Consider the following 19,138-nt stretch of genomic DNA (forward strand, 5'->3'; position numbering starts at 1 on the left):
GGGCGCCGTGGGGCGGTGGCGGGTCCGGTCAGCCGACGACCTGCCAGTCGACGGTGCCCACCCCGGCGGAGATGGGGAAGATCTGTTCGAAGGCGGTGGTGGACAGGTCGAGGCAGCGTCCGCTGATGAAGGGGCCGCGGTCGTTGATGCGCACGGTGACGGAGGCGCCAGTGCCGGGGTTGGTGACCTGGACCATGGTGTTGAAGGGCAGGGTCTTGTGGGCGGCGGTCAGGGCGCTGGGGTCGAAGGTCTCGCCGTTGGCGGTGGCCGATCCGGCGAGCTCGGCGCCGTAGTGGGAGGCCTGGCATGTGCCGCCCTGGCCGGTGGGCTGTGGGTCCTCTCCCCCGCCTGCGGCGGGGGCCGGGTCGGGTTCGGCGGGGGGCAGGGCGGGGCCCTGGGCGGTGGCGCTCTGGTGGGCCTGTTCGGTGGCCTGCCGGGCCTGCTGGGCGGCGTCGGGGTCGGGTGAGGCGGCGCTGGTGAGGGGGTCGGGGTCGGCCTCGGGGACCAGGGTGGCGCTGGTGGCCTGGTCGGGGTCGGTGAGCAGGACGGCGGCGGTGGCGGTGCCGCCTAGGAGGAGGACGGCGCCTGCTGCCGCGGTGGTGATGGCGGCGGTGCGTCTTCTGCGTTTGCGCGCGGCGGCCTGGCGGGGCCCGGGTGCGGGGTGGGGTTCGGTCGGCGGCTGTGCGGCGGTGTGGTGTGTGTCGGTGTGTGGGCCCACGGTGGTCCTCGCAGAAGGTGGCGACGGGGTGTGCGGCCGCCGCGGTGGGTGCTCCTGCGGGTGGCGTGGCAGGGGGCGTTCGCGGTGCGGGCCCCGGGTGGGGCGCGGCGGGCTCGGCCGTGACCGCCGACGTCGGGTGTGTGCTCGCGCGGGGTCTGGCCGCTGAGCCTAAGGGGTCACGCGCAGGTAACAGTACCCGAAAGGGGGGGTTTGTGGAACTTCTCACGGCGGCGGGGCGGGCCGCTCCCCCGCCCCGCCGACCGGTGCGCTCAGACCGGCTGGGGGATGGCGGCCTGGCGGTAGCGCTCGGCCACGGCGTGGGCGATGCCCGGGTCGGGGCACAGGGGGGCGGCCACGGCGTCGGCTCCGCAGTGGGCGAGGCGGTCGTGGAACAGGCCGGGGGCGAGCAGCCAGGAGGCGATGGCCACGCGCTGGTGGCCCTGGGCGCGCAGGCGCTCGACCTGGTCGGCGACGGTGGGGGTGCCGGTGGCGATGTAGCCGCAGGTGACGGGGGTGCCCAGGCGGGTGGCCAGGGCGCGTGCGGCGGTGTTCAGCTCGGCCTTGGCCCGGGTGTCGGAGGTGCCGGCGCAGGCCAGGACGACGGCGTCGCCGGGGCGGTACCCGGCCTGGGTGAGGCGGCGCACGGCGGTGTCGGTGAGGGCGGGGTGGTGGCCCAGGGCGGGGGTGAGGACGGCGTCGGCGCGTCCGGCGTGGGCGAGCTGTTCGGGGATGTCGGTGCGCACGTGGTAGCCGCTGGCGAGGAAGGCGGGGACGACCACGAGGGGGCCGGGGGTGGCGGCCGCGACGTCGCCGACGGTGGGGGTGAGGACGTCGGCGAAGGCCAGGTGGGTGGGCTGGCGGGTGATCTCGGCGACGCGCAGGGCCAGGGAGTGGGCGATGGCGGTGCCGTGGGGGCGGCGGGTGCCGTGCACGGCCAGGATGAGGGCGGGGTGTCGGTTCAACGGCTGCATTCGTCGGTGTCCAGGGCTAGACGGTAGCCGCGCTTGACGACGGTCTGGATGATCTTGGCGTCGCCCAGGGCGGTGCGCAGGCGGGCCACGGCGGTCTCCACGGCGTGGGCGTCGGCGTCCTCGCCCAGACAGGTGAGCAGGTGGGTACGGTCTCGGACCTGGCCGGGGCGGCGGGCGAGTTCGCGCATGAGGCGCATGAGGGTGGGTGAGAGGGCGTGGACGGCGCCGTCGACGAGGACGGCGTGTCCGCGCAGGCGCAGGCGGTGTCCGGCGACGTGGAGTGTGGGGAAGCGGGCGGGCAGCTCTTCGGTGAGTTTGCGGACCTGGGCTCCGATGCGGGCGCGTTGGGGCCACACGGTGGGGATGTCGTGGGCCATGAGGGGGCGGGCGGTGACCGGGCCCACGCACATGGCCAGGACGTCGCCGCGCAGGGCGTTGACCAGGGCGCTGCGCTGGTCGAGGGTGTGGGCGCGCTGGAGGAGCCCGGCGGCGGCGGGTGCGCTGGTGAAGGTGACGGCGTCGACGCCACCGCCGGTGATGGTGTCGATGAGGCGGTCCAGGGGGGCGGTGTCGGCTGGCTGGGTCCAGCGGTAGACGGGGACCTCGACGACCTCGGCCCCGGCCAGGCGCAGTGCGGCGGTGAAGTCGGGCAGGGGTTCGCCGTGGAGCTGGATGGCCACGCGCAGTCCTTCGACGCCTTTGTCGAGGAGGTAGTCGAGGACTTCGGCGGAGGATTCGGAGGGGGGCGACCACTCCTCGTTGAGGCCGGCGGCGCGGATGGCGCCCTTGGCCTTGGGGCCGCGGGCCAGGACGCGGGAGCCGCGCATGGCGGCCAGGAGGGGTTCGGCCATGCCCCAGGTCTCGCAGGCCTCGATCCAGCCGCGGAAGCCGATGCCGGTGGTGGCGATGACGACGTCGGCGGGGCGGCGGGTGAGTTCGGTGGAGACCGCGGCCAGGCGCTGGTCGTCGCTGAGGGGGACGATGCGCAGGGCGGGTGCGGCGACGACCTCGGCGCCTTTGCGGCGCAGCAGTGCGGTGAGTTCGTCGGCGCGGCGGGCGGCGGTGACGGCGACGGTGAACCCGGCCAGTGGCGCGGTAGTGGGCGGTGCGGGTGCGGTGGGCACGCTGCTGGTCACGGTGTTTCCTCTTCGCTGGCGCGGGTGCGGATCTGGATGGTGTCGCCGGTGGTGCGTACGGGCCAGGTGGTCAGACGGGTGTCGGGCTCGTCCAGGCTCTGCCCGGTGCGCAGGGAGAAGACGTTCTTGAGCATGGGCGAGGCGATGGTGGGTTCTCCGGCGCGGTCGCCGACGATACCGCGTGAGAGGACGGCCGCGTGGGTGAAGGGGTCGATGTTGTCGACCGCGTACAGTTCGTCGTCGCGGGTGCGGAAGAGGGCGGCCTGGCGGCCGTTGGGCAGGAGGACGGCGACGCCGTCGGCGGGTGCCAGGCGCTGGGCGGGGCAGGCGTTGATCCAGGTGTCGGTGTCGGTGGCGGTGGTCATCGGGTGGCCTCCTGGGGTCGGGCGGCGGGCATGCCGAGGTTGAGGGGTGTGCCGGGGATGGGCTGGTCGCGTTCGGTGGTGAAGGTGATGGTGGGGTCGGGCGTGTCGGGGGCGTTGGCGAAGGAGACGAAGCGGGAGAGCTTGTCGGGGTCGGCGAGGACGTCGGCCCATTCGTCGCTGTAGCCGGCGACGTGGCGCTCCATGGCCTGTTCGAGCTCTTCGCCGATGCCGAGGGAGTCGTTGACGACGACGTCGCGGAGGTGGTCGAGGCCGCCTTCGAGGGCTTCGATCCAGGGTGCGGTGCGCTGGAGGCGGTCGGCGGTGCGGATGTAGAACATCAGGAACCGGTCGATGTAGCGGATGAGGGTTTCCTCGTCCAGGTCCGAGGCGAGGAGTTCGGCGTGGCGGGGGGTGAAGCCGCCGTTGCCGCCGACGTAGAGGTTCCAGCCGTTGTCGGTGGCGATGACGCCGAAGTCCTTGCCGCGGGCTTCGGCGCATTCGCGGGCGCATCCGGAGACGGCGGACTTGAGCTTGTGGGGTGAGCGCAGGCCGCGGTAGCGCTCTTCGAGGCGGATGGCCAGGCCGACGGAGTCCTGGACGCCGTAGCGGCACCAGGTGGTGCCCACGCAGGACTTGACGGTGCGCAGGGACTTGCCGTAGGCGTGGCCGGATTCGAAGCCGGCGTGGACGAGGCGGGCCCAGATGGCGGGCAGTTGTTCGAGGCGGGCGCCGAAGAGGTCGATGCGCTGGCCGCCGGTGATCTTGGTGTAGAGGTTGAAGTCGCGGGCGACCTCGCCGATGACGATGAGCTTGTCGGGGGTGATCTCGCCGCCGGGGATGCGGGGCACGACGGAGTAGGTGCCGTTGCGCTGCATGTTGGCGAGGTAGCGGTCGTTGGTGTCCTGGAGGGTGGCCTGTTCGCCGTCGAGGATGTGGCCGTTGCCCAGGGAGGCGAGGATGGAGGCGACGGCGGGCTTGCAGATGTCGCAGCCGTGGCCGGTGCCGTGGGCCTCGATGAGGGCGGAGAAGGTCGTGGTGTTGGTGGCCTGGATGATCTCGACGAGTTCGGCGCGCGACTGGGGGAAGTGTTCGCACAGGGCCTTGGACTGTTCGATTCCGGCCTGGTCCAGGAGCTGCTTGAGCATGGGTACGCACGAGCCGCAACTGGTGCCGGCCTTGGTGCAGGCCTTGAGGGCGGGCACGTCGTGGTGGCCCTCGTCGATGGCTGAGCAGATGGCGCCCTTGGTGACGGCGTTGCAGGAGCAGATCTGCGCGTCGTCGGGCAGGGCGTCGGCGCCGATGGCGGCACCGCCGTCGGGGGTGATGAGGGCGAGGGGGTCGCCGGGCAGGGGGGAGCCGACCAGGGGGCGCAGGGTGGCGTAGGCGGAGGCGTCGCCGACGAGGATGCCGCCCAGGAGGGTGGTGGCGTCGTCGGAGATGACGATCTTGGCGTAGCGGCCGCTGGCGGCGTCGTTGACCACGACGTCGAGGGCGCCTTCGGTGCGGCCGTGGGCGTCGCCGAAGCTGGCCACGTCCACGCCCAGGAGCTTGAGCTTGGTGGAGGTGTCGGCTCCGGTGAAGGTGGCTTCGCCGCCCAGGAGGCGGTCGGCGACGACCTCGGCCATGGCGTTGCCGGGTGCGATGAGGCCGTAGACGGTGCCGTTGTGGTTGGCGGCCTCGCCGATGGCGTAGATGTGGGGGTCGCTGGTGGTGCAGGTGTCGTCGATGGCGATGCCGCCGCGTTCGCCCAGGGCCAGGTCGCTGGAGCGGGCGAGGTCGTCGCGGGGGCGGATGCCGACGGAGAAGACCACCATGTCGGCGTCCAGGTGGGTGCCGTCGTCCAGGAGCAGGCGGGCGGCGCGGCCGTTGGGGCCCGCTTCGATGGCGGTGGTGGCGGCGCCGGTGTGGACGGTGACGCCCAGGTCGCTGACCAGGTTCTTGAGCAGGGCGCCGGCGCCTTCGTCGATCTGGGCGGGCATGAGGTGGGGGGCGAGTTCGACGACGTGGGCGTTGAGGCCGAGCAGGCGCAGGGCGTTGGCCGCTTCCAGTCCCAGCAGGCCGCCGCCGATGACGACGCCGGTGCTGGCGTCCTTGGCGGAGGCGGTGATGTGGTCGAGGTCTTCGATGGTGCGGTAGACGTGGCAGCCGGGCAGGTCGTGTCCGGGGATGGGGGGGACGAAGGGGGTGGACCCGGTGGCCAGGACGAGGCGGTCGTAGGGCAGGGTGCGGCCGCTGTCGGTGGTGACGGTGCGCGCGGCGCGGTCGATGGCGCTGGCGCGTTCGGACACGTGCACGTCGAGGTGGTCGCCGGTCTGCTCGCCCAGGGAGAGGTCGTCGGCGGTGGCGCCGTCGAAGTAGGAGGACAGGGCGACGCGGTCGTAGGCGGTGCGGGGTTCCTCGCCGACGATGGTGGTGTGCCACTGGTGGTCGGTGTCGCGGTCGCGGAGGGCCTCCAGAAGTCGGTGGCCGACCATGCCGTTGCCGATGACGACGAGTTCTTCCATGGGGTGCGGGCTCCTGACGGGTGCGGGGCGGTGTCTGTGTTTCAGGCAACCGGGAGGGTGTTACCCGCGCGTCAGGCGATTGTGACGGCCACGTTTCGTTGTGCTGTCACCGCAGGTGAGAGATGCGTGATCGGTGGGGTGGCGTGGGTCACTGCGGTGGGTGTCGGGGGTGGTGGGGCGGGGTGGGTGTGGTGGCGGTCACTGATCGGGCGGGGGATCGGTGGTATGACCGGGCCGTCCCGACGGCCGAGCGCAGGTTCCACGAATACGTGGAGCGGCGGTCCAAGGAGGAGGAGCGATGAGCGGATACAGCGCATGGGACCGTGACGGGTACGTCGACCGTGTGGGAGGGCCGCAGGAGGCGGAGAAGCGTCGGCGGGAGCTGCTGGCCAGGGCCGACGCGCAGTGGCTCGTCCGGATCCGCGAGGAGCGCGGTCTGACCCAGGCCGACGTGGCCGGGCGGATGGGTGTGACCAAGGGGCGTGTCAGTCAGATCGAAGAGGTGTTCACCGTCGAGGCGATCGCGCGCTATGTGCGTGCGCTCGGAGGCGAGCTCAGGCTCACCGCGGACTTCGACGGGTGCAGTTACACCGTGAGCACGGACCGGCTGGAGGCCTGCTGACGGTGTGAGCGGGCTGCCGCTCCCCCGCCCGGTGCCCGCCCCCGTGGGCGCGGAGCCCCTGCGAATCGGGGCATCGGGGCCTCTCCCGGGGGGAGAAACCCCTACCGTTGGGTATGTCGAGCGCGGATGCGGTAGGAACGGAAAGGCTCCTGTGGACGCTGTAGTGTTTCTCGCCCTGTTGGCGGGGTTCGTACTGTTGGTCGTCGGAGGGGAGTCGCTCGTCCGGGGGGCCGGCTCCCTGGCCCGGACGTTGGGCATGTCCTCGCTGGTCGTGGGGTTGACCGTGGTGTCCTTCACCACGTCGGCGCCGGAGCTGGCCGTCAGCACCGGGGCCGCGCTGTCGGGATACCCGGGGCTGGCCGTGGGCAACGTCGTGGGTAGCAACATCGCCAACGTCCTGTTCGTCCTGGGGGCGGCGGCGCTGTTCGTGCCGCTGCTGGTGCGCTCCCAGGTGGTGCGCACCGACATCCCGGTGATGGTGCTGCTGTCGGTGGTGGTGCTGGTGATGGCGCTGGACGGCACGGTGGGGCGCCTGGACGGCGTGGTGCTGGTCGCTGCCCTGGCGGTCTACATCACGGTCACGGTGGTGGTTTCCCGTCGGCGCGCCGCTGCCGCCCCCGAGGAGGAGGGCGGCGGTGAGGCCGACGACGGTTCCGGGCCGGAGCGCTCCGGCGGGCGGGCGCGGCGGGTCCTGGTGGATGTGGGGCTGGTGCTGCTGGGCACGGCCCTGCTGGTGGGCGGTGCGCGGCTGCTGGTGTACGGGGCCAGCGAGATCGCCGCGGCGCTGGGGGTGAGCGACCTGCTCATCGGGCTGACCGTGGTCGCCATCGGTACGTCCCTGCCGGAGCTGGTGACGTGTGTGGTGGCGGTGGTGCGGGGCGAGCGCGACATGGCGGTGGGCAACGTCGTGGGCAGCAACCTGTTCAACATCGGTGCGGTGCTGGGCCTGACGGCGGTGGTGGCGCCCTCGGGGATCGCGGTGGCGCCCGAGGCGCTGCGCTTCGACCTGCCGATCATGGTGGCGGTGGCGCTGGTGCTGCTGCCGCTCTCCCTGACCCGTCTGGGCGTGGCGCGCTGGGAGGGCGCGCTGCTGGTGGGGTTCTACGCCGCCTACATCGCCTACCTGGTGCTGGAGGCCACCGACCACGCGGCGCTGCTGCCCTACAGCGCGGCGATGCTGTGGTTCGTCATCCCGATCACCGCGCTGTGGCTGGTGTCGGTGGCCGTGTACGAGTGGACGACCCGGCAGCGGGGAGGAGGCCGCTCGGAGTCCGCCGCTCCTGTGGCGGTGGACGGGGACTGAGGGAGCGGGGCGGCCCCTGGTCGCCTGGCCCGGGGCAGGGCTGCGCCGTGCAAGGCGGGGCCCTGCCCCCTTCTGATGGGAGCGCGGCGGCGCCGCCGCGCGGGTGGGGCCGGGGTACGCCCCGCCGCTATGGCCCGGCGGCGGGGCGCTGGCACCGGTCAGCCGGTGGGCGCGGGGTTGCCCGAGTTCAGGTCGGCGAGCAGGGCGTTGACGTCGCGTACGCATCCACCGCAGCCGGTGGTGGCGCGGGTGGCGCAGGCGACGGCCTCGCGGTCGCGGGCGCCGTCCAGCCAGGCCTGTTCGATGTCGGTGCGGGTGACGGCGTTGCAGCGGCACACGAGGGTCTCTCCGCTGTCGGCGGGGCCGTCCTCGGGGGCGGCGGTGGGCAGGCCCTGGACGAGGGCGAGGCGGTCGGCGGGCACGGGCACGCCGGTGTCGTGGAGTTGGGAGACGGTGGCGGCGGCCTCGGGGAAGCCCAGCAGGACGGCGCCGACGACGCGTTCGTCGCGGACCACGAGTTTGGCGTAGCGGCCGCCGTGGGGGTCGCTGACGGTGACGGTGTCCAGGTCGGGGTGGTCGTCGTCCTCGTGGACGGTGCCGAAGGAGGTGAGTTCGATGCCTTCGGCCTTGAGGCGGGTGACGGGTGCGCTGCCGCGGTAGGCGGCGCTGGGGTCGGTGCCGATGAGGCGCTTGGCCAGGACGGCGGCCTGTTCCCATCCGGGCTGGACCAGTCCGGCGCCGCCGCCGGGGTGCTGGGCGCAGTCGCCGATGGCGTGGACGCGCGGGTCGGAGGTGGACATGCGGTCGTCGATGACGATGCCGTGTTCGGTCTCGATGCCAGCGGTCTTGGCCAGTTCGATGTTGCCGCGCACGCCGGCGGTGACGACGAGGACGTCGCCGGGCAGGATGCGGCCGTCGTCCAGTTCCAGGCCGGTGCCGGGGATCCAGCGGGAGGCGACCCTCCAGGAGTGGACGGTCACGCCCAGGTCCTCGTAGAGGTGGCCCAGGATCTTGGCGGCGGGCTTGTCGATCTGGCGGCGCATGATCCAGGGCGAGGACTCCACGACGGAGACGCGGGCGCCGCGGCCGGTGAGTCCGCGGGCGGCTTCCAGGCCCAGGACGCCGCCGCCCAGGACGACGACGGGGGCGCCGGGGCGCACCAGGGACAGCAGGCGCTGGCAGTCGGCGAGGTCGCGCAGGGCGGTGACGCCCTCTCCGGGGGTGCCGTCGGGGTGGGCGACGCCGGTGATGGGGGGGAGGGAGGCGCGGGCGCCGGTGGCCATGACGAGTTCGTCGTAGGGCAGGTGGGTGCCGTCGTCCAGGGCCAGGGTGCGCTGTTGGGTGTCGATGGCGGTGGCGGCGGTACCGGTGCGGACGGTGACGCCGGGTGTGTCGGGCACGGGCAGGCGGATCTGGTCGGGTGTGTAGTCGCCAGCGACGATGCCCGAGAGCAGGACGCGGTTGTAGGCGGGTTCGCTCTCCTGGCCGACGACGGTGATGTGGGCGCGTTCGCCCGCGGGGTCCAGGCGTGCGGCCTCCTCGGCGAAGCGGGCGCCGACCATGCCGTTGCCGACGACCACGATCTGGCGCGTGGGTGCGCTGGTCATGGTGTTCAACTGTGCCTCCTGGTGTGGGATGGGGCGTCCCGGGCGGCGTCGGCCGGGCGGTGGTCGGTTGCGGTGGGTGTTCAGGGCGCGGGGTCGGGTTCCAGGCGCACGGCGGCGACCTTGAACTCGGGCATGCGGCTGGTGGGGTCCAGGGCGGGGTTGGTGAGGTTGTTGGCGGCCTGTTCGCCCGCGTAGTGGAAGGGGACGAAGACGGTGTCCAGGCGGGCGGTGGGGGTGAGCCTGACGCGGGCGCGGGTGTGGCCGCGGCGGGAGGTGAGGCGGGCCCACTGGCCGTGGGCGAGTCCGGCGCGGGCGGCGGTGTCGGGGTGGACCTCGACGTAGGCGTCGGGTTCGGCGGCGGTGAGTTCGTCGACGCGGCGGGTCTGGGCGCCGGACTGGTAGTGGCCCATGAGGCGGCCGGTGGTGGCCAGGAGCGGGTAGTCGGGGTCGGTGTCCTCGGCCGGGGGGCGGTGTTCGACGGCTTGGAAGCGGGCGCGCCCGTCGGGGTGGGCGAAGGAGTCCAGGAACAGGCGGGGGGTGGGGGCGGAGCCGGCGCGTACGGGCCAGTAGAGGGCTTCGCCGTCGTCGAGGCGCTGGGGGGTGGCGCCGGAGTAGTCGGCGGCGCCGCCGGAGGAGGCGCGGCCGAGTTCGGCCAGGACGGTGTCGGGGTCGGTGGGGAAGCGTTGGGCGGGCTGTCCCAGGCGGGTGGCCAGCGCGGAGAGGATCTCCAGGTCGGTGCGCACGCCTTCGGGGGGCGCTGTGGCGCGGTTGCGGCGCAGGATGCGCCCTTCGAGGTTGGTCATGGTGCCCGACTCCTCGGCCCACTGGGTGGTGGGCAGGACGACGTCGGCCATGGCGGCGGTCTCGGACAGGACGAAGTCGGCGGCGACGAGGAAGTCCAGGGAGGCGATGCGGGCGCGGACGTGGTCGGCGTCGGGTGCGGAGACGGCGGGGTTGGAGCCGAACAGGAGCATGGCGCGGGGTCCGCCGCCGTCGCCGAGGGCGTCGAGGAGTTCGAAGGCGGAGCGTCCGGGGCCGGGCAGGGTGTCGGGGTCCACGCCCCACACGCCGGCGACGTGGGCGCGGGCGGCGGGGTCGTCGATCTTGCGGTAGCCGGGGAGCTGGTCGGCCTTCTGGCCGTGTTCGCGGCCGCCCTGGCCGTTGCCCTGGCCGGTGATGCAGCCGTATCCGCTGCCCTGGCGGCCGGGCAGGCCCAGGGCCAGGGCGAGGTTGATCCAGGCGGAGACGGTGTCGGTGCCCTTGGAGTGCTGTTCGGTGCCGCGGCCGGTGAGGATGTAGGCGGAGCGGTGGGCTGCGGCCCGGCCGAGGAGGTCGGCGGCGGCGCGGATCTGGGTGGCGGGGACGCCGGTGACCTGCTCGGTGTGTTCGGGCCACCATGCGGCGGCGTGTTCCCAGGCGCGGTCGAAGTCGGTGGTGCGGGCGGCGACGTAGTCGTGGTCGGTGTGGCCGCCGATGTGGGCGGCGTGCAGCAGGCCCAGGGCCAGGGCGAGGTCGGTGCCGGGGCGGGGGGCCAGGTGCATGCCGCCGCCCGCGAGGGCGGCCTGGGCGGTGGCGGAGCGGCGGGGGTCGATGACGATGAGGGTGGGCGCGGACAGGTGGCCCATCATCGGGGGCATGGTCTCGGCGGGGTTGGCGCCGGCCAGCAGGACGACCTCGGAGGTGCCGACGTCGGTGAGGGGGAAGGGCATGCCCCGGTCCAGGCCGAAGGCCTTGACGCTGCCGGCGGCGGCCGAGGACATGCAGAAGCGGCCGTTGTAGTCGATCTGGGAGGTGCCCAGTGCCAGGCGGGCGAACTTGCCCAGGGTGTAGGACTTCTCGTTGGTGAGGCCGCCGCTGCCGAACACCGACACCGTGTCGGGACCCGATTCCGCCCGGAGGGTGAGCAGGCGTTCGGCGATGTGGTCCAGGGCGGTGTCCCAGTCCACCTCGACCAGGTCCGCGTTGCGGTCTTTGCGCATCAGGGGCCTGGTGAGGCGGTCGGGGACGGTGAGCACCTCGGCGGAGGTCCACCCCTTGCGGCACAGGCCTCCCCGGTTGGTGGGGAAGTCGGCCGGGCGGGCGGTGAGGGTGCCGTCGTCTCCCGGCTGCAGGTGCATGGCGCACTGCAGGGCGCAGTAGGGGCAGTGGGTCCGTGTGCTCGTGTCCTGGGTCATCGTGCAGCGGTCTCCGTGGTGGTGGCGGCCTGGGTGGTGGTGGCGGTCAGGGCGGGGGTGCGCATGTAGACGAGGTAGGTCAGGGCGGCGCACACCAGGTAGTACACCAGGAAGGCGATGAAGCCGGGTGCGGCGGAGCCGGTGGAGGCGAAGGACTCGCGGAAGACGAGGTTGATGCCGACGCCGCCCAGGGCTCCCATGGCGCCGATGAGGCCGAGCATGGAGCTGGAGACGCGCTTGTTGAAGGCCAGGGTCTCCTCGCGGGGCGCGCCTTCGGCGATGGCGTTCTGGGCCTTGGCGGCGTAGATGGAGGGGATCATCTTGTAGGTGGAGCCGTTGCCGATGCCGGTGAGGACGAACACCACGATGAACGCGGAGACGAACAGGGCGAGGTTGTCGGCGTTGATGGAGAAGATGACCACCCCGGTGCCGGCGACCATGGCCAGGAAGTTGAGCAGGGTGACGCGGGCGCCGCCGAAGCGGTCGGCCATCTTGCCGCCGATGGGGCGGATGAGGGAGCCGATGGCCGGGCCGAGGAAGGTGACCATGGCGGCCTGGAGCGGCTGGAGGCCGAACTGGTTCTGCAGCAGCAGGCCGAAGGCGAAGCCGAAGCCGATGAAGGAGCCGAACGTGCCGATGTAGAGCACCGACATCATCCAGAAGTGGCGGTCCTTGGTGGCGGCCAGTTGGGCGCTGATGTCGGGCTTGGCGCTGGTGAGGTTGTTCATGCTGCGGAAGGCCACCCAGATGGCCAGCAGGATGAAGGGTACGTAGAACAGCGGGACGAGCGCTCCGCCTTCGACGGTGAAGACGGCGATGATGGCCAGGCCGACGAGCTGGACGGTGGCGACGCCGATGTTGCCGCCGCCGGCGTTCATGCCCAGGGCCCAGCCCTTCTCCTTCTCGGGGAAGAAGAAGTTGATGTTGGCCATGGAGGAGGAGAAGTTGCCTCCACCCACGCCCGCGGTGGCGGCCAGGGCCACGAACACCCAGTAGGGCGTCTCGGGGTGCTGGATGAGGTAGATGGCCAGCAGGGTGGGCACCAGCAGGGTGATCGAGGAGATGATCGTCCAGTTGCGCCCGCCGAACATGGGCACGGCCAGGGTGTAGGGGATGCGCAGGACGGCGCCGACGAGGGAGACGATGGACACGAGCAGGAACTTCTGCTCGGGTGCCCAGTCGAATCCGGCGGCGGGCGTCATGAACAGGGCGAGCACCGACCAGAAGCTCCAGACGGAGAAGCCGATGTGCTCGGAGAAGATGGACGCCCACAGGTTGCGTTTGGCGATGGGGCGGCCGGTGGTGTTCCAGAACCTGTCGTTCTCCGGATCCCAGTCACTGATCCAGTGCTTGCCTGTGCGTGTTCCGGCTTCGGGGGTCACGGCCGACCCTTCCTACTCGGTGGTGTTGACAAAACCGAAGGTAGGAAGGGCGCGTTGCCTGGAGGTGTCCGGTCGTAACACGGGAGAAACAGTCATCTCACCCGGAGGTCATCAGCGTGGTGAGAACCCCGTTCTTACTGCGTGTTTCGGGGTGCGCACAGTGCGGATATGGTGTTGGCCACGTTGTCCTGCTCCGTTCCTGGTCAGAGCCTTCGGGGCGGGCAGGGGCCGACGCGTCGGCGCAAGAGGGCTTGTTGGATAAAATCCCAGTTCACAAACGGTGTGAGACGCTCTGCGCCTGCATGATGGCGGCCGCTGTGGGTAGTGGCCCTGCCATGAGACTCGGAGAACGCGTACGTGCGATCGAGCGCGAGGAACGGCTCGATCCGGCGGCGGCCCGGCTCCAGGAGCTGGCTGACACGGTGCCCGAGGGAGCCGTGCGGGACCTGGTGAACGGTGTCCAACTCGGGCATCCGGTGCACCCGTTCGCGGTTCATCTTCCACTGGGCGCGTGGCTGTCGGCGACTCTGTTGGACCTGCTGCCCGGTGACCACCGCCGCGGAGCGCACGCCCTGATCAACGTCGGACTGCTGGGCTCGCTGCCGGCCGCGTTCAGCGGACTGGTCGACCTGTCCCGCGAGCACAAGCGGCACAAGCGCGTCGGCGTGGTCCACGCTGCGGCCAATGGCTGCGGGATGCTGCTTTTCGGGGCCTCCTCGCTGGCGCGTGCCCGCGGCCGGGACGGGTGGGGCCTCGCCCTGGCCCTGGCAGGTCTCGGCGCGGTCGGTGCGGGTGGGTCCCTCGGCGGCCACCTCGCCTACTACCGGGCGGTGGGCGCCAACCACGCGGACCAACTGCTCGACCGCATACCGGCGCAGTGGAGCGACGTCGGCGCCCTCGATGACTTCGCCGACGGCGAGTCGGAGCAGGCGTCGGTGGACGGGACGCCGGTCGTGGTCGTGCGGTCGGGTGCGACCGTGCGTGCCCTGCTCGGGACGTGCCCCCATATGGGCGCGCCGCTGGCGGAGGGCACCCTGGTGCACGGGTGCCTGCGGTGCCCGTGGCACGGCAGCGAGTTCCGCGTCGACGACGGGTCGGTCGTCCACGGGCCCGCGACGGCGGCGCTGGAGAGCCTGGAGACAGCGGTGGTCGGAGGCCGCGTCCGGGTCCGGCTCGGCGGGCTCCCCCCGCGCCGCGGAGACGGAGGGCAGGCGGGGGGAGAAGGAGATGGGTGACAGACGGCCGCCGGTGTCCGAGGGGGAGCGATCATCATCACCGGCTCGATCAACGGTCTGCGGGGCAATGACTCGCTGATCGACTACGCGGCGAGCAAGTCCGCGGTCATGAACCTGTCCCTGTCCAAGGCCCTGCGGGGTCGGGGTATCCGGGTGAACTGTGTGGCCCCGGGGCCGGTGTGGACGCCGCTGATCCCCGCGACGCTGGGCGAGCGCGGTACCGAGGGCTTCGGTGCGCAGGCGCCCATGGGCTGGGCAGCCGATCCGGACGAGATCGCCCCTTCGTACGTGTTCTTCGCGAGCGGGCGTCTCTCGTCCTGCTACACGGGTGAGACCCTCGCCCCGACCGGCGGAGAGATGCAGCCGAGTTGAAGTCGGCCCTCCCTCCGCCACACGGCGGTCGTCCGCGCCGTACCCGTGGGGCGCGGACGACCAAATATTCACAGATCCGTGAATTCAGGAGAACGTGTACTCTGGTGGCATGATCACCCTCGCCACCGACATCGACGCCCTGGCCCGCTTCGGCCGCGCCCTGGCCGACCCCCTGCGCTGCCGCATCCTGCTCGCCCTGCGGGAAAGCCCCGCACACCCCGCCGACCTCGCCGAACGACTGGACGTCAGCCGAACCCGCCTGTCCAACCACCTGGCCTGCCTGCGCGACTGCGGCCTGGTCGTCGCCGTACCCGTGGGCCGCCGCTCCCGCTACGAACTCGCCGACCCCCGCCTAGCCCACGCCCTGGACGACCTGCGCACCGCCGTCCTGGCCGTGGACACCGACCAGACCTGCATCGACGACCGGGAGGCGTGCCGATGACCGCCCCAACACCCACCGACCAGCGCCGCGCGAGCCTGACCCGACGCATCCGCCTCCTGGTCACCGCCACCATCGCCTACAACCTCGTCGAAGCCGCCGTCGCCCTGTCCGCGGGCGCCCTCGCCTCCTCCACCGCCCTCATCGGCTTCGGTCTGGACTCCCTCATCGAGGTGTCCTCGGCCGCCGCCGTGGCCTGGCAGTTCTCCGCCCGCCGACCCGAGGTGCGCCAGTCCCGCGAACGCCGGGCGCTGCGCGTCATCGCCGTGTCGTTCTTCGCACTGGCCGCCTACGTCACCCTCGACGCCCTGCACACCCTCCTCCTCGGCGGCACCGAGGCCGCCCCCTCACCCGTGGGCATCGCCGTCGCCGCCCTGTCGGTGGTGATCATGCCCGCGCTGTCCCTGGCCCAGCGCCGCACCGGGACCGCACTCGGTTCGGCCTCGGCGGTGGCCGACTCCAAGCAGACCCTGCTGTGCGCCTACCTGTCCGCGGCCCTGCTCGTGGGCCTGCTCGCCAATGCCCTGCTCGGGTGGGCGTGGGCCGACCCGACCGTCGCCCTGCTCATCGCCGTCCTGGCACTCAAGGAGGGCCGCCAGGCCTGGAAGGGCGACGGCTGCTGCGCCCCGGCCGGAATCGCCCTGGCCGCCGACCCCGGCACCGACGCGTGCGGCTGCGGCCCCGACTGCTCCTGCCACCACTGACCCGCGCGGCCCCGCCAAAGCCGCGCCCCGCACCGACCCCGGAAAGACCCCCATGGCGCTGACCGTCCTCCTCCTCTACCTGGCCGGCCTGGTCCTGGCCTTCGGTGTACGCACCCTGCTGGCCTGGAAACACACAGGCGACACCGGGTTCCGCCGCCCCGACACCACCCTCTCGAACCCCGCATGGTGGGGATCTGCCCTGTTCGCCGCGGCCCTGCTGCTCGGTCTGGCCGCACCCCTCGCCGCCATGACCGGCCTCCTGCCCGCTCCGCGGGCCCTGCTCCACCCCGTCACCGCCGCCAGCGGAATCGCCGCCATGACCGCCGGACTCGTCCTCGTCCTGGCCTCCCAGAAGGCGATGGGCGCCTCCTGGCGCGTCGGTGTCGAGGAAGGCGAGCACACCGACCTGGTCACCGGCGGCGTCTTCGCCTGGGTGCGCAACCCGGTCTTCACCGGCATGGGCGTACTCCTGGTCGGCATGGCGGCCGCCGTACCGACGGTACTGTCACTGGCCACCCTCACCGCCTTCACCGCGGCCGTCCAGATCCAGGTCCGCGCCGTCGAGGAACCCCACCTCCTGCGCACCCACGGGGGCGCCTACGCGGCCTACGCCGCACGCACCGGACGGTTCCTGCCCTTCCTGGGTCGCCTGGAGGACGACCGGACCGGCACCTGAGCAACACGCCGCTCCGCCGGCCGCCGGTTACCATGCACACCATGGACGGTGACCGGCGGAACCGGCGCGGCCCGCGCCTGGCCCATACCCTGGACCTCATCACCCGGGAGATCGGCGTCGCCTGGGCGCACACGTGCGCGCAGTGGCAGGCCCGCCCCGGTACCGCCGACGAAGCCGACCTGGCCGACCTGGTCGCCGGGCACCCCGACCAGTTCGAATGGCGTGTGGTCGAGGCCGCCCTGGCCCGGCTGGAGTGCCCGGCGTGCACACGCCCCCTCGGATCGGGGAAGCGGGGCTGCCCGCCCTGCGACGGGGCCGACGGGCTGCGCTTCGCCGCCCGCGAGAGCGACCGGCCCGCCGTCCCTGCGGGCAGCGAACACGCCCTGCACGTGGCGTGGGCGGTGAGCCGCACACCGCACCGCCACTCCGTGCGGGCGGTGTGCGGGTTCGAACTCGCCCTGCCCGGCCTGCACGCCGGAGAACTGCCCACCACCGCGCAGGCCCAACGCGCCCGCGCCCTCATCAACCGCCTCACCGAGGACCAGTGCCGACACGTATCGTCCTTCGACGATGTCCTCGCCCTGGCACGCTCCGCCCCGCCGCGCTGAGGGAGAGGGGCACCCCGGAAGGAGAGGCCGCTCGCCCGCGGTCGAAGCCGGGGGCGAGCGCCGCCGGGAACCGATCAGGGCCGGAGCGGGTCAATTCTCGGTGCACCAGGTTTGCAGCCGTGCCCGAGCGGTCAGTGTGAACACCGAAAGTAATCAATCATCGCTTTCCGTGATTCGGAGGCTCGGCCATGACCGACAAAGAGCAGGACGCCAAGAACCGGCTCCTGGAAGCATCCCGGACCGACTCGACGGGCCCCCTCACCACCGACACCGGTGTCCGTGTCGAGGACACCGACAACGCGTTGAGCGTCGGAGAGCGCGGTCCGACCCTGCTGGAGGACTTCCACGCCCGGGAGAAGATCACCCACTTCGACCACGAGCGCATCCCGGAGAGGGTCGTGCACGCCAGGGGAGCGGGCGCCTACGGCCACTTCACGCCCTACGAGGACCTGTCCGACGTGACGTCCGCGCACTTTCTGAGCGGCCCCGACGTCACCACACCGGTCTTCGTCCGCTTCTCCACCGTGGCGGGCTCGCGCGGTTCGGCGGACACGGTGCGCGACGTCCGGGGCTTCGCGGTCAAGTTCTACACCGCTCAGGGCAACTACGACCTCGTCGGCAACAACATGCCGGTCTTCTTCATCCAGGACGGCATCAAGTTCCCGGACTTCGTGCACGCGGTCAAACCGGAGCCGCACAACGAGATCCCGCAGGCCCAGTCCGCCCACGACACCCTGTGGGACTTCGTGGGCCTGCAACCGGAGACCACCCACATGATGATGTGGCTGATGTCCGACCGCGCGATCCCGCGCAGCTACCGGACCATGCAGGGCTTCGGAGTCCACACCTTCCGATTCGTCAACGCCCAGGGCCGGGGCACCTTCGTCAAGTTCCACTGGACGCCCCTGCTCGGCACGCACTCGCTGGTCTGGGACGAGGCCCAGCGCATCCAGGGCAAGGACCCCGACTACAATCGCCGCGACCTGTGGGAGGCCATCGAACGCGGCCAGTACCCCGAATGGGAGCTGGGCGTCCAACTGGTCCCCGAGGAGGACGAGCACCGCTTCGCCTTCGACCTGCTGGACGCCACGAAGATCATCCCCGAAGAGGAAGTCCCGGTCAGGCCGATCGGGAAACTGGTCCTGAACCGCAACCCGGACAACTTCTTCGCCGAGACCGAGCAGGTCGCCTTCCACACGGCCAACGTGGTCCCGGGCATCGACTTCACCAACGACCCCCTGCTCCAAGCCCGCAACTTCTCCTATCTGGACACGCAGCTGCTGCGCCTGGGCGGCTCCAACTTCCAGCAGATACCGGTCAACCGACCGGTGGCGCAGGTGAGCAACAACCAGCGCGACGGGTTCGCCCAGCACCGAGTGCACCGCGGGCGGACCTCCTACTTCCCCAACTCCCTGGGCGGCGGCTGCCCGGCCCTTGCGGACGAGAATGTCTACCGGCATTACACGGAGAAGGTGGAGGGCCGCAAGATCCGGCAGCGCGCGGAGAGCTTCCAGGACCACTACTCCCAGGCGCGGCTGTTCCTCAACAGCCTCTCCGACTGGGAACGCGACCACCTCGTCGCCGCCTTCCGCTTCGAACTCGGCAAGTGCGAGGAGCTCGGGGTGCGCCGACGCGTGGTCGCCAACCTGGTCAACGTCGACCACGCCCTTGCCGCTGACGTCGCCGAGGGCATAGGGGTGGAGCCGCCCCAGGAACCCGCGGCCGCCACCGGCCCCACCCCCGCCTCACCCGCCCTCAGCCAGGCCAACACCGCCTTCGGCGCCCTGACCGGACGCCAGGTCGCGGTCCTGGTCGCCCACGGAGTGGACGGAGCGGCCGCCGAGGCGCTGCGCGACTCCCTCACGGCCCGGGGAGCCGTCGTGGAGATGCTTGCGCCACTGGACGGGGAGGTACGTACCCGCGACGGCGAAACCCTGCAGGTGGACCGCGCCCACACCACCGTGTCGTCGGTGCTCTACGACGCCGTCGCGATCCCCGGCGGCGAGGTCGAGGCGCTCACCGCGGACGGCGCGGCCCGGCACTTCGTCCTGGAGGCGTACAAGCACCACAAAGCGATCGCCGCGATCGGCGCCGGAGCCGCACTGCTCGACGGCCCCGGGGTGCCCGAGTCGCTGTCGCGCCCCGTCCAGAGAACGGACAGCACCCACGGCGTGGTGCGATCCTCCGACGCCGGCCACGAACTCACCGAGGAGTTCGCCCGGCTCATCGGCCTGCACCGCCACTGGGACCGGCCCACGGACGGCGTCGGTGCCTGATACCCGCCCCTCCCGACCACGGGAGGGGCTCCGGTGGCGGCCTACG

The 19,138-nt window shown here is 72.1% G+C and carries 16 protein-coding genes and 1 pseudogene; 9 read left to right on the forward strand and 8 right to left on the reverse strand.

Features of this window, described 5'->3' with window-relative positions:
• Positions 1 to 28 precede the first annotated feature (28 nt).
• From ACFHWE_RS09665 to nirB, 5 genes are all read right to left on the reverse strand, one after another.
• Entirely contained in the window at positions 29 to 718 is a 690-nt protein-coding gene (locus tag ACFHWE_RS09665) for a septal ring lytic transglycosylase RlpA family protein (RefSeq protein WP_416600390.1), read from the reverse strand.
• Between the two features lie 269 nt (positions 719 to 987).
• Positions 988 to 1,680, reverse strand: coding sequence for a sirohydrochlorin chelatase (locus tag ACFHWE_RS09670; RefSeq protein ID WP_416600392.1), 693 nt, complete (start codon positions 1,678 to 1,680; stop codon positions 988 to 990).
• Complete coding sequence (locus tag ACFHWE_RS09675; protein WP_416600393.1) at positions 1,677 to 2,825, reverse strand: uroporphyrinogen-III synthase; 1,149 nt, start codon at positions 2,823 to 2,825, stop codon at positions 1,677 to 1,679. Before ACFHWE_RS09675 ends, ACFHWE_RS09670 begins: the two co-directional genes overlap by 4 nt.
• Positions 2,822 to 3,190, reverse strand: a complete 369-nt coding sequence (gene nirD, locus ACFHWE_RS09680) for a nitrite reductase small subunit NirD (protein ID WP_416600394.1) — start codon at positions 3,188 to 3,190, stop codon at positions 2,822 to 2,824. Before nirD ends, ACFHWE_RS09675 begins: the two co-directional genes overlap by 4 nt.
• Positions 3,187 to 5,694, reverse strand: coding sequence for a nitrite reductase large subunit NirB (nirB, locus tag ACFHWE_RS09685; protein ID WP_416600395.1), 2,508 nt, complete (start codon positions 5,692 to 5,694; stop codon positions 3,187 to 3,189). Before nirB ends, nirD begins: the two co-directional genes overlap by 4 nt.
• A gap of 298 nt (positions 5,695 to 5,992) precedes the next feature.
• On the opposite strand from nirB, the gene ACFHWE_RS09690 reads away from it, so the two are divergent.
• Together ACFHWE_RS09690 and ACFHWE_RS09695 are read left to right on the forward strand one after the other, a co-directional pair.
• Positions 5,993 to 6,316, forward strand: coding sequence for a helix-turn-helix domain-containing protein (locus ACFHWE_RS09690; protein ID WP_416600397.1), 324 nt, complete (start codon positions 5,993 to 5,995; stop codon positions 6,314 to 6,316).
• Positions 6,317 to 6,467: 151 nt separating this feature from the next.
• On the forward strand, positions 6,468 to 7,619 hold the full coding sequence (locus ACFHWE_RS09695) for a calcium/sodium antiporter (protein ID WP_416600399.1): 1,152 nt from the start codon (positions 6,468 to 6,470) through the stop codon (positions 7,617 to 7,619).
• 158 nt (positions 7,620 to 7,777) lie between these two features.
• Here ACFHWE_RS09695 and ACFHWE_RS09700 read toward each other — a convergent pair whose 3' ends face one another.
• From ACFHWE_RS09700 to ACFHWE_RS09710, 3 genes are all read right to left on the reverse strand, one after another.
• Positions 7,778 to 9,226, reverse strand: coding sequence for an FAD-dependent oxidoreductase (locus ACFHWE_RS09700; RefSeq protein ID WP_416600401.1), 1,449 nt, complete (start codon positions 9,224 to 9,226; stop codon positions 7,778 to 7,780).
• Between the two features lie 80 nt (positions 9,227 to 9,306).
• Complete coding sequence (locus ACFHWE_RS09705) at positions 9,307 to 11,400, reverse strand: molybdopterin oxidoreductase family protein (protein WP_416600402.1); 2,094 nt, start codon at positions 11,398 to 11,400, stop codon at positions 9,307 to 9,309.
• Positions 11,397 to 12,782, reverse strand: a complete 1,386-nt coding sequence (locus tag ACFHWE_RS09710; RefSeq protein ID WP_416600404.1) for an MFS transporter — start codon at positions 12,780 to 12,782, stop codon at positions 11,397 to 11,399. Before ACFHWE_RS09710 ends, ACFHWE_RS09705 begins: the two co-directional genes overlap by 4 nt.
• Positions 12,783 to 13,117: 335 nt before the next feature.
• Between ACFHWE_RS09710 and ACFHWE_RS09715 the strand changes: the two genes are divergently transcribed.
• The 7 genes and pseudogenes from ACFHWE_RS09715 (at position 13,118) to ACFHWE_RS09745 (ending at position 19,092) form a co-directional block, all read left to right on the forward strand.
• Positions 13,118 to 14,017, forward strand: a complete 900-nt coding sequence (locus ACFHWE_RS09715; protein ID WP_416600405.1) for a Rieske 2Fe-2S domain-containing protein — start codon at positions 13,118 to 13,120, stop codon at positions 14,015 to 14,017.
• Between the two features lie 21 nt (positions 14,018 to 14,038).
• Positions 14,039 to 14,389 (forward strand): annotated as a pseudogene (locus ACFHWE_RS09720) (SDR family oxidoreductase); the annotation flags it as partial.
• 109 nt (positions 14,390 to 14,498) lie between these two features.
• On the forward strand, positions 14,499 to 14,831 hold the full coding sequence (locus ACFHWE_RS09725) for an ArsR/SmtB family transcription factor (RefSeq protein ID WP_416600407.1): 333 nt from the start codon (positions 14,499 to 14,501) through the stop codon (positions 14,829 to 14,831).
• Positions 14,828 to 15,532: a cation diffusion facilitator family transporter gene (locus ACFHWE_RS09730; RefSeq protein ID WP_416600409.1), complete on the forward strand. Its 705-nt coding sequence runs from the start codon at positions 14,828 to 14,830 to the stop codon at positions 15,530 to 15,532. The genes ACFHWE_RS09725 and ACFHWE_RS09730 overlap by 4 nt, the downstream gene beginning before the upstream one ends.
• A 52-nt stretch (positions 15,533 to 15,584) precedes the next feature.
• Positions 15,585 to 16,208, forward strand: a complete 624-nt coding sequence (locus ACFHWE_RS09735; RefSeq protein WP_416600411.1) for a methyltransferase family protein — start codon at positions 15,585 to 15,587, stop codon at positions 16,206 to 16,208.
• Between the two features lie 41 nt (positions 16,209 to 16,249).
• On the forward strand, positions 16,250 to 16,816 hold the full coding sequence (locus tag ACFHWE_RS09740; RefSeq protein WP_416600412.1) for a hypothetical protein: 567 nt from the start codon (positions 16,250 to 16,252) through the stop codon (positions 16,814 to 16,816).
• A 188-nt stretch (positions 16,817 to 17,004) separates the two neighbouring features.
• A complete protein-coding gene (locus ACFHWE_RS09745; protein WP_416600414.1) occupies positions 17,005 to 19,092 on the forward strand; it encodes a catalase in 2,088 nt (695 codons plus the stop codon).
• Positions 19,093 to 19,138 lie beyond the last annotated feature (46 nt).

The organism is Nocardiopsis sp. LOL_012, from assembly GCF_048060475.1.
Taxonomy (GTDB): Bacteria; Actinomycetota; Actinomycetes; order Streptosporangiales; family Streptosporangiaceae; genus Nocardiopsis.

Bases quoted from the DNA above. Each gene is read 5' to 3' on its own strand.
- nirD (WP_416600394.1), bottom strand. From the start codon at position 3,190: ATGACCACCGCCACCGACACCGACACCTGGATCAACGCCTGCCCCGCC.
- nirB (WP_416600395.1), bottom strand. From the start codon at position 5,694: ATGGAAGAACTCGTCGTCATCGGCAACGGCATGGTCGGCCACCGACTT.
- ACFHWE_RS09690 (WP_416600397.1), top strand. From the start codon at position 5,993: ATGAGCGGATACAGCGCATGGGACCGTGACGGGTACGTCGACCGTGTG.
- ACFHWE_RS09700 (WP_416600401.1), bottom strand. From the start codon at position 9,226: ATGACCAGCGCACCCACGCGCCAGATCGTGGTCGTCGGCAACGGCATG.
- ACFHWE_RS09705 (WP_416600402.1), bottom strand. From the start codon at position 11,400: ATGACCCAGGACACGAGCACACGGACCCACTGCCCCTACTGCGCCCTG.
- ACFHWE_RS09715 (WP_416600405.1), top strand. From the start codon at position 13,118: ATGAGACTCGGAGAACGCGTACGTGCGATCGAGCGCGAGGAACGGCTC.
- ACFHWE_RS09725 (WP_416600407.1), top strand. From the start codon at position 14,499: ATGATCACCCTCGCCACCGACATCGACGCCCTGGCCCGCTTCGGCCGC.
- ACFHWE_RS09730 (WP_416600409.1), top strand. From the start codon at position 14,828: ATGACCGCCCCAACACCCACCGACCAGCGCCGCGCGAGCCTGACCCGA.
- ACFHWE_RS09735 (WP_416600411.1), top strand. From the start codon at position 15,585: ATGGCGCTGACCGTCCTCCTCCTCTACCTGGCCGGCCTGGTCCTGGCC.
- ACFHWE_RS09740 (WP_416600412.1), top strand. From the start codon at position 16,250: ATGGACGGTGACCGGCGGAACCGGCGCGGCCCGCGCCTGGCCCATACC.
- ACFHWE_RS09745 (WP_416600414.1), top strand. From the start codon at position 17,005: ATGACCGACAAAGAGCAGGACGCCAAGAACCGGCTCCTGGAAGCATCC.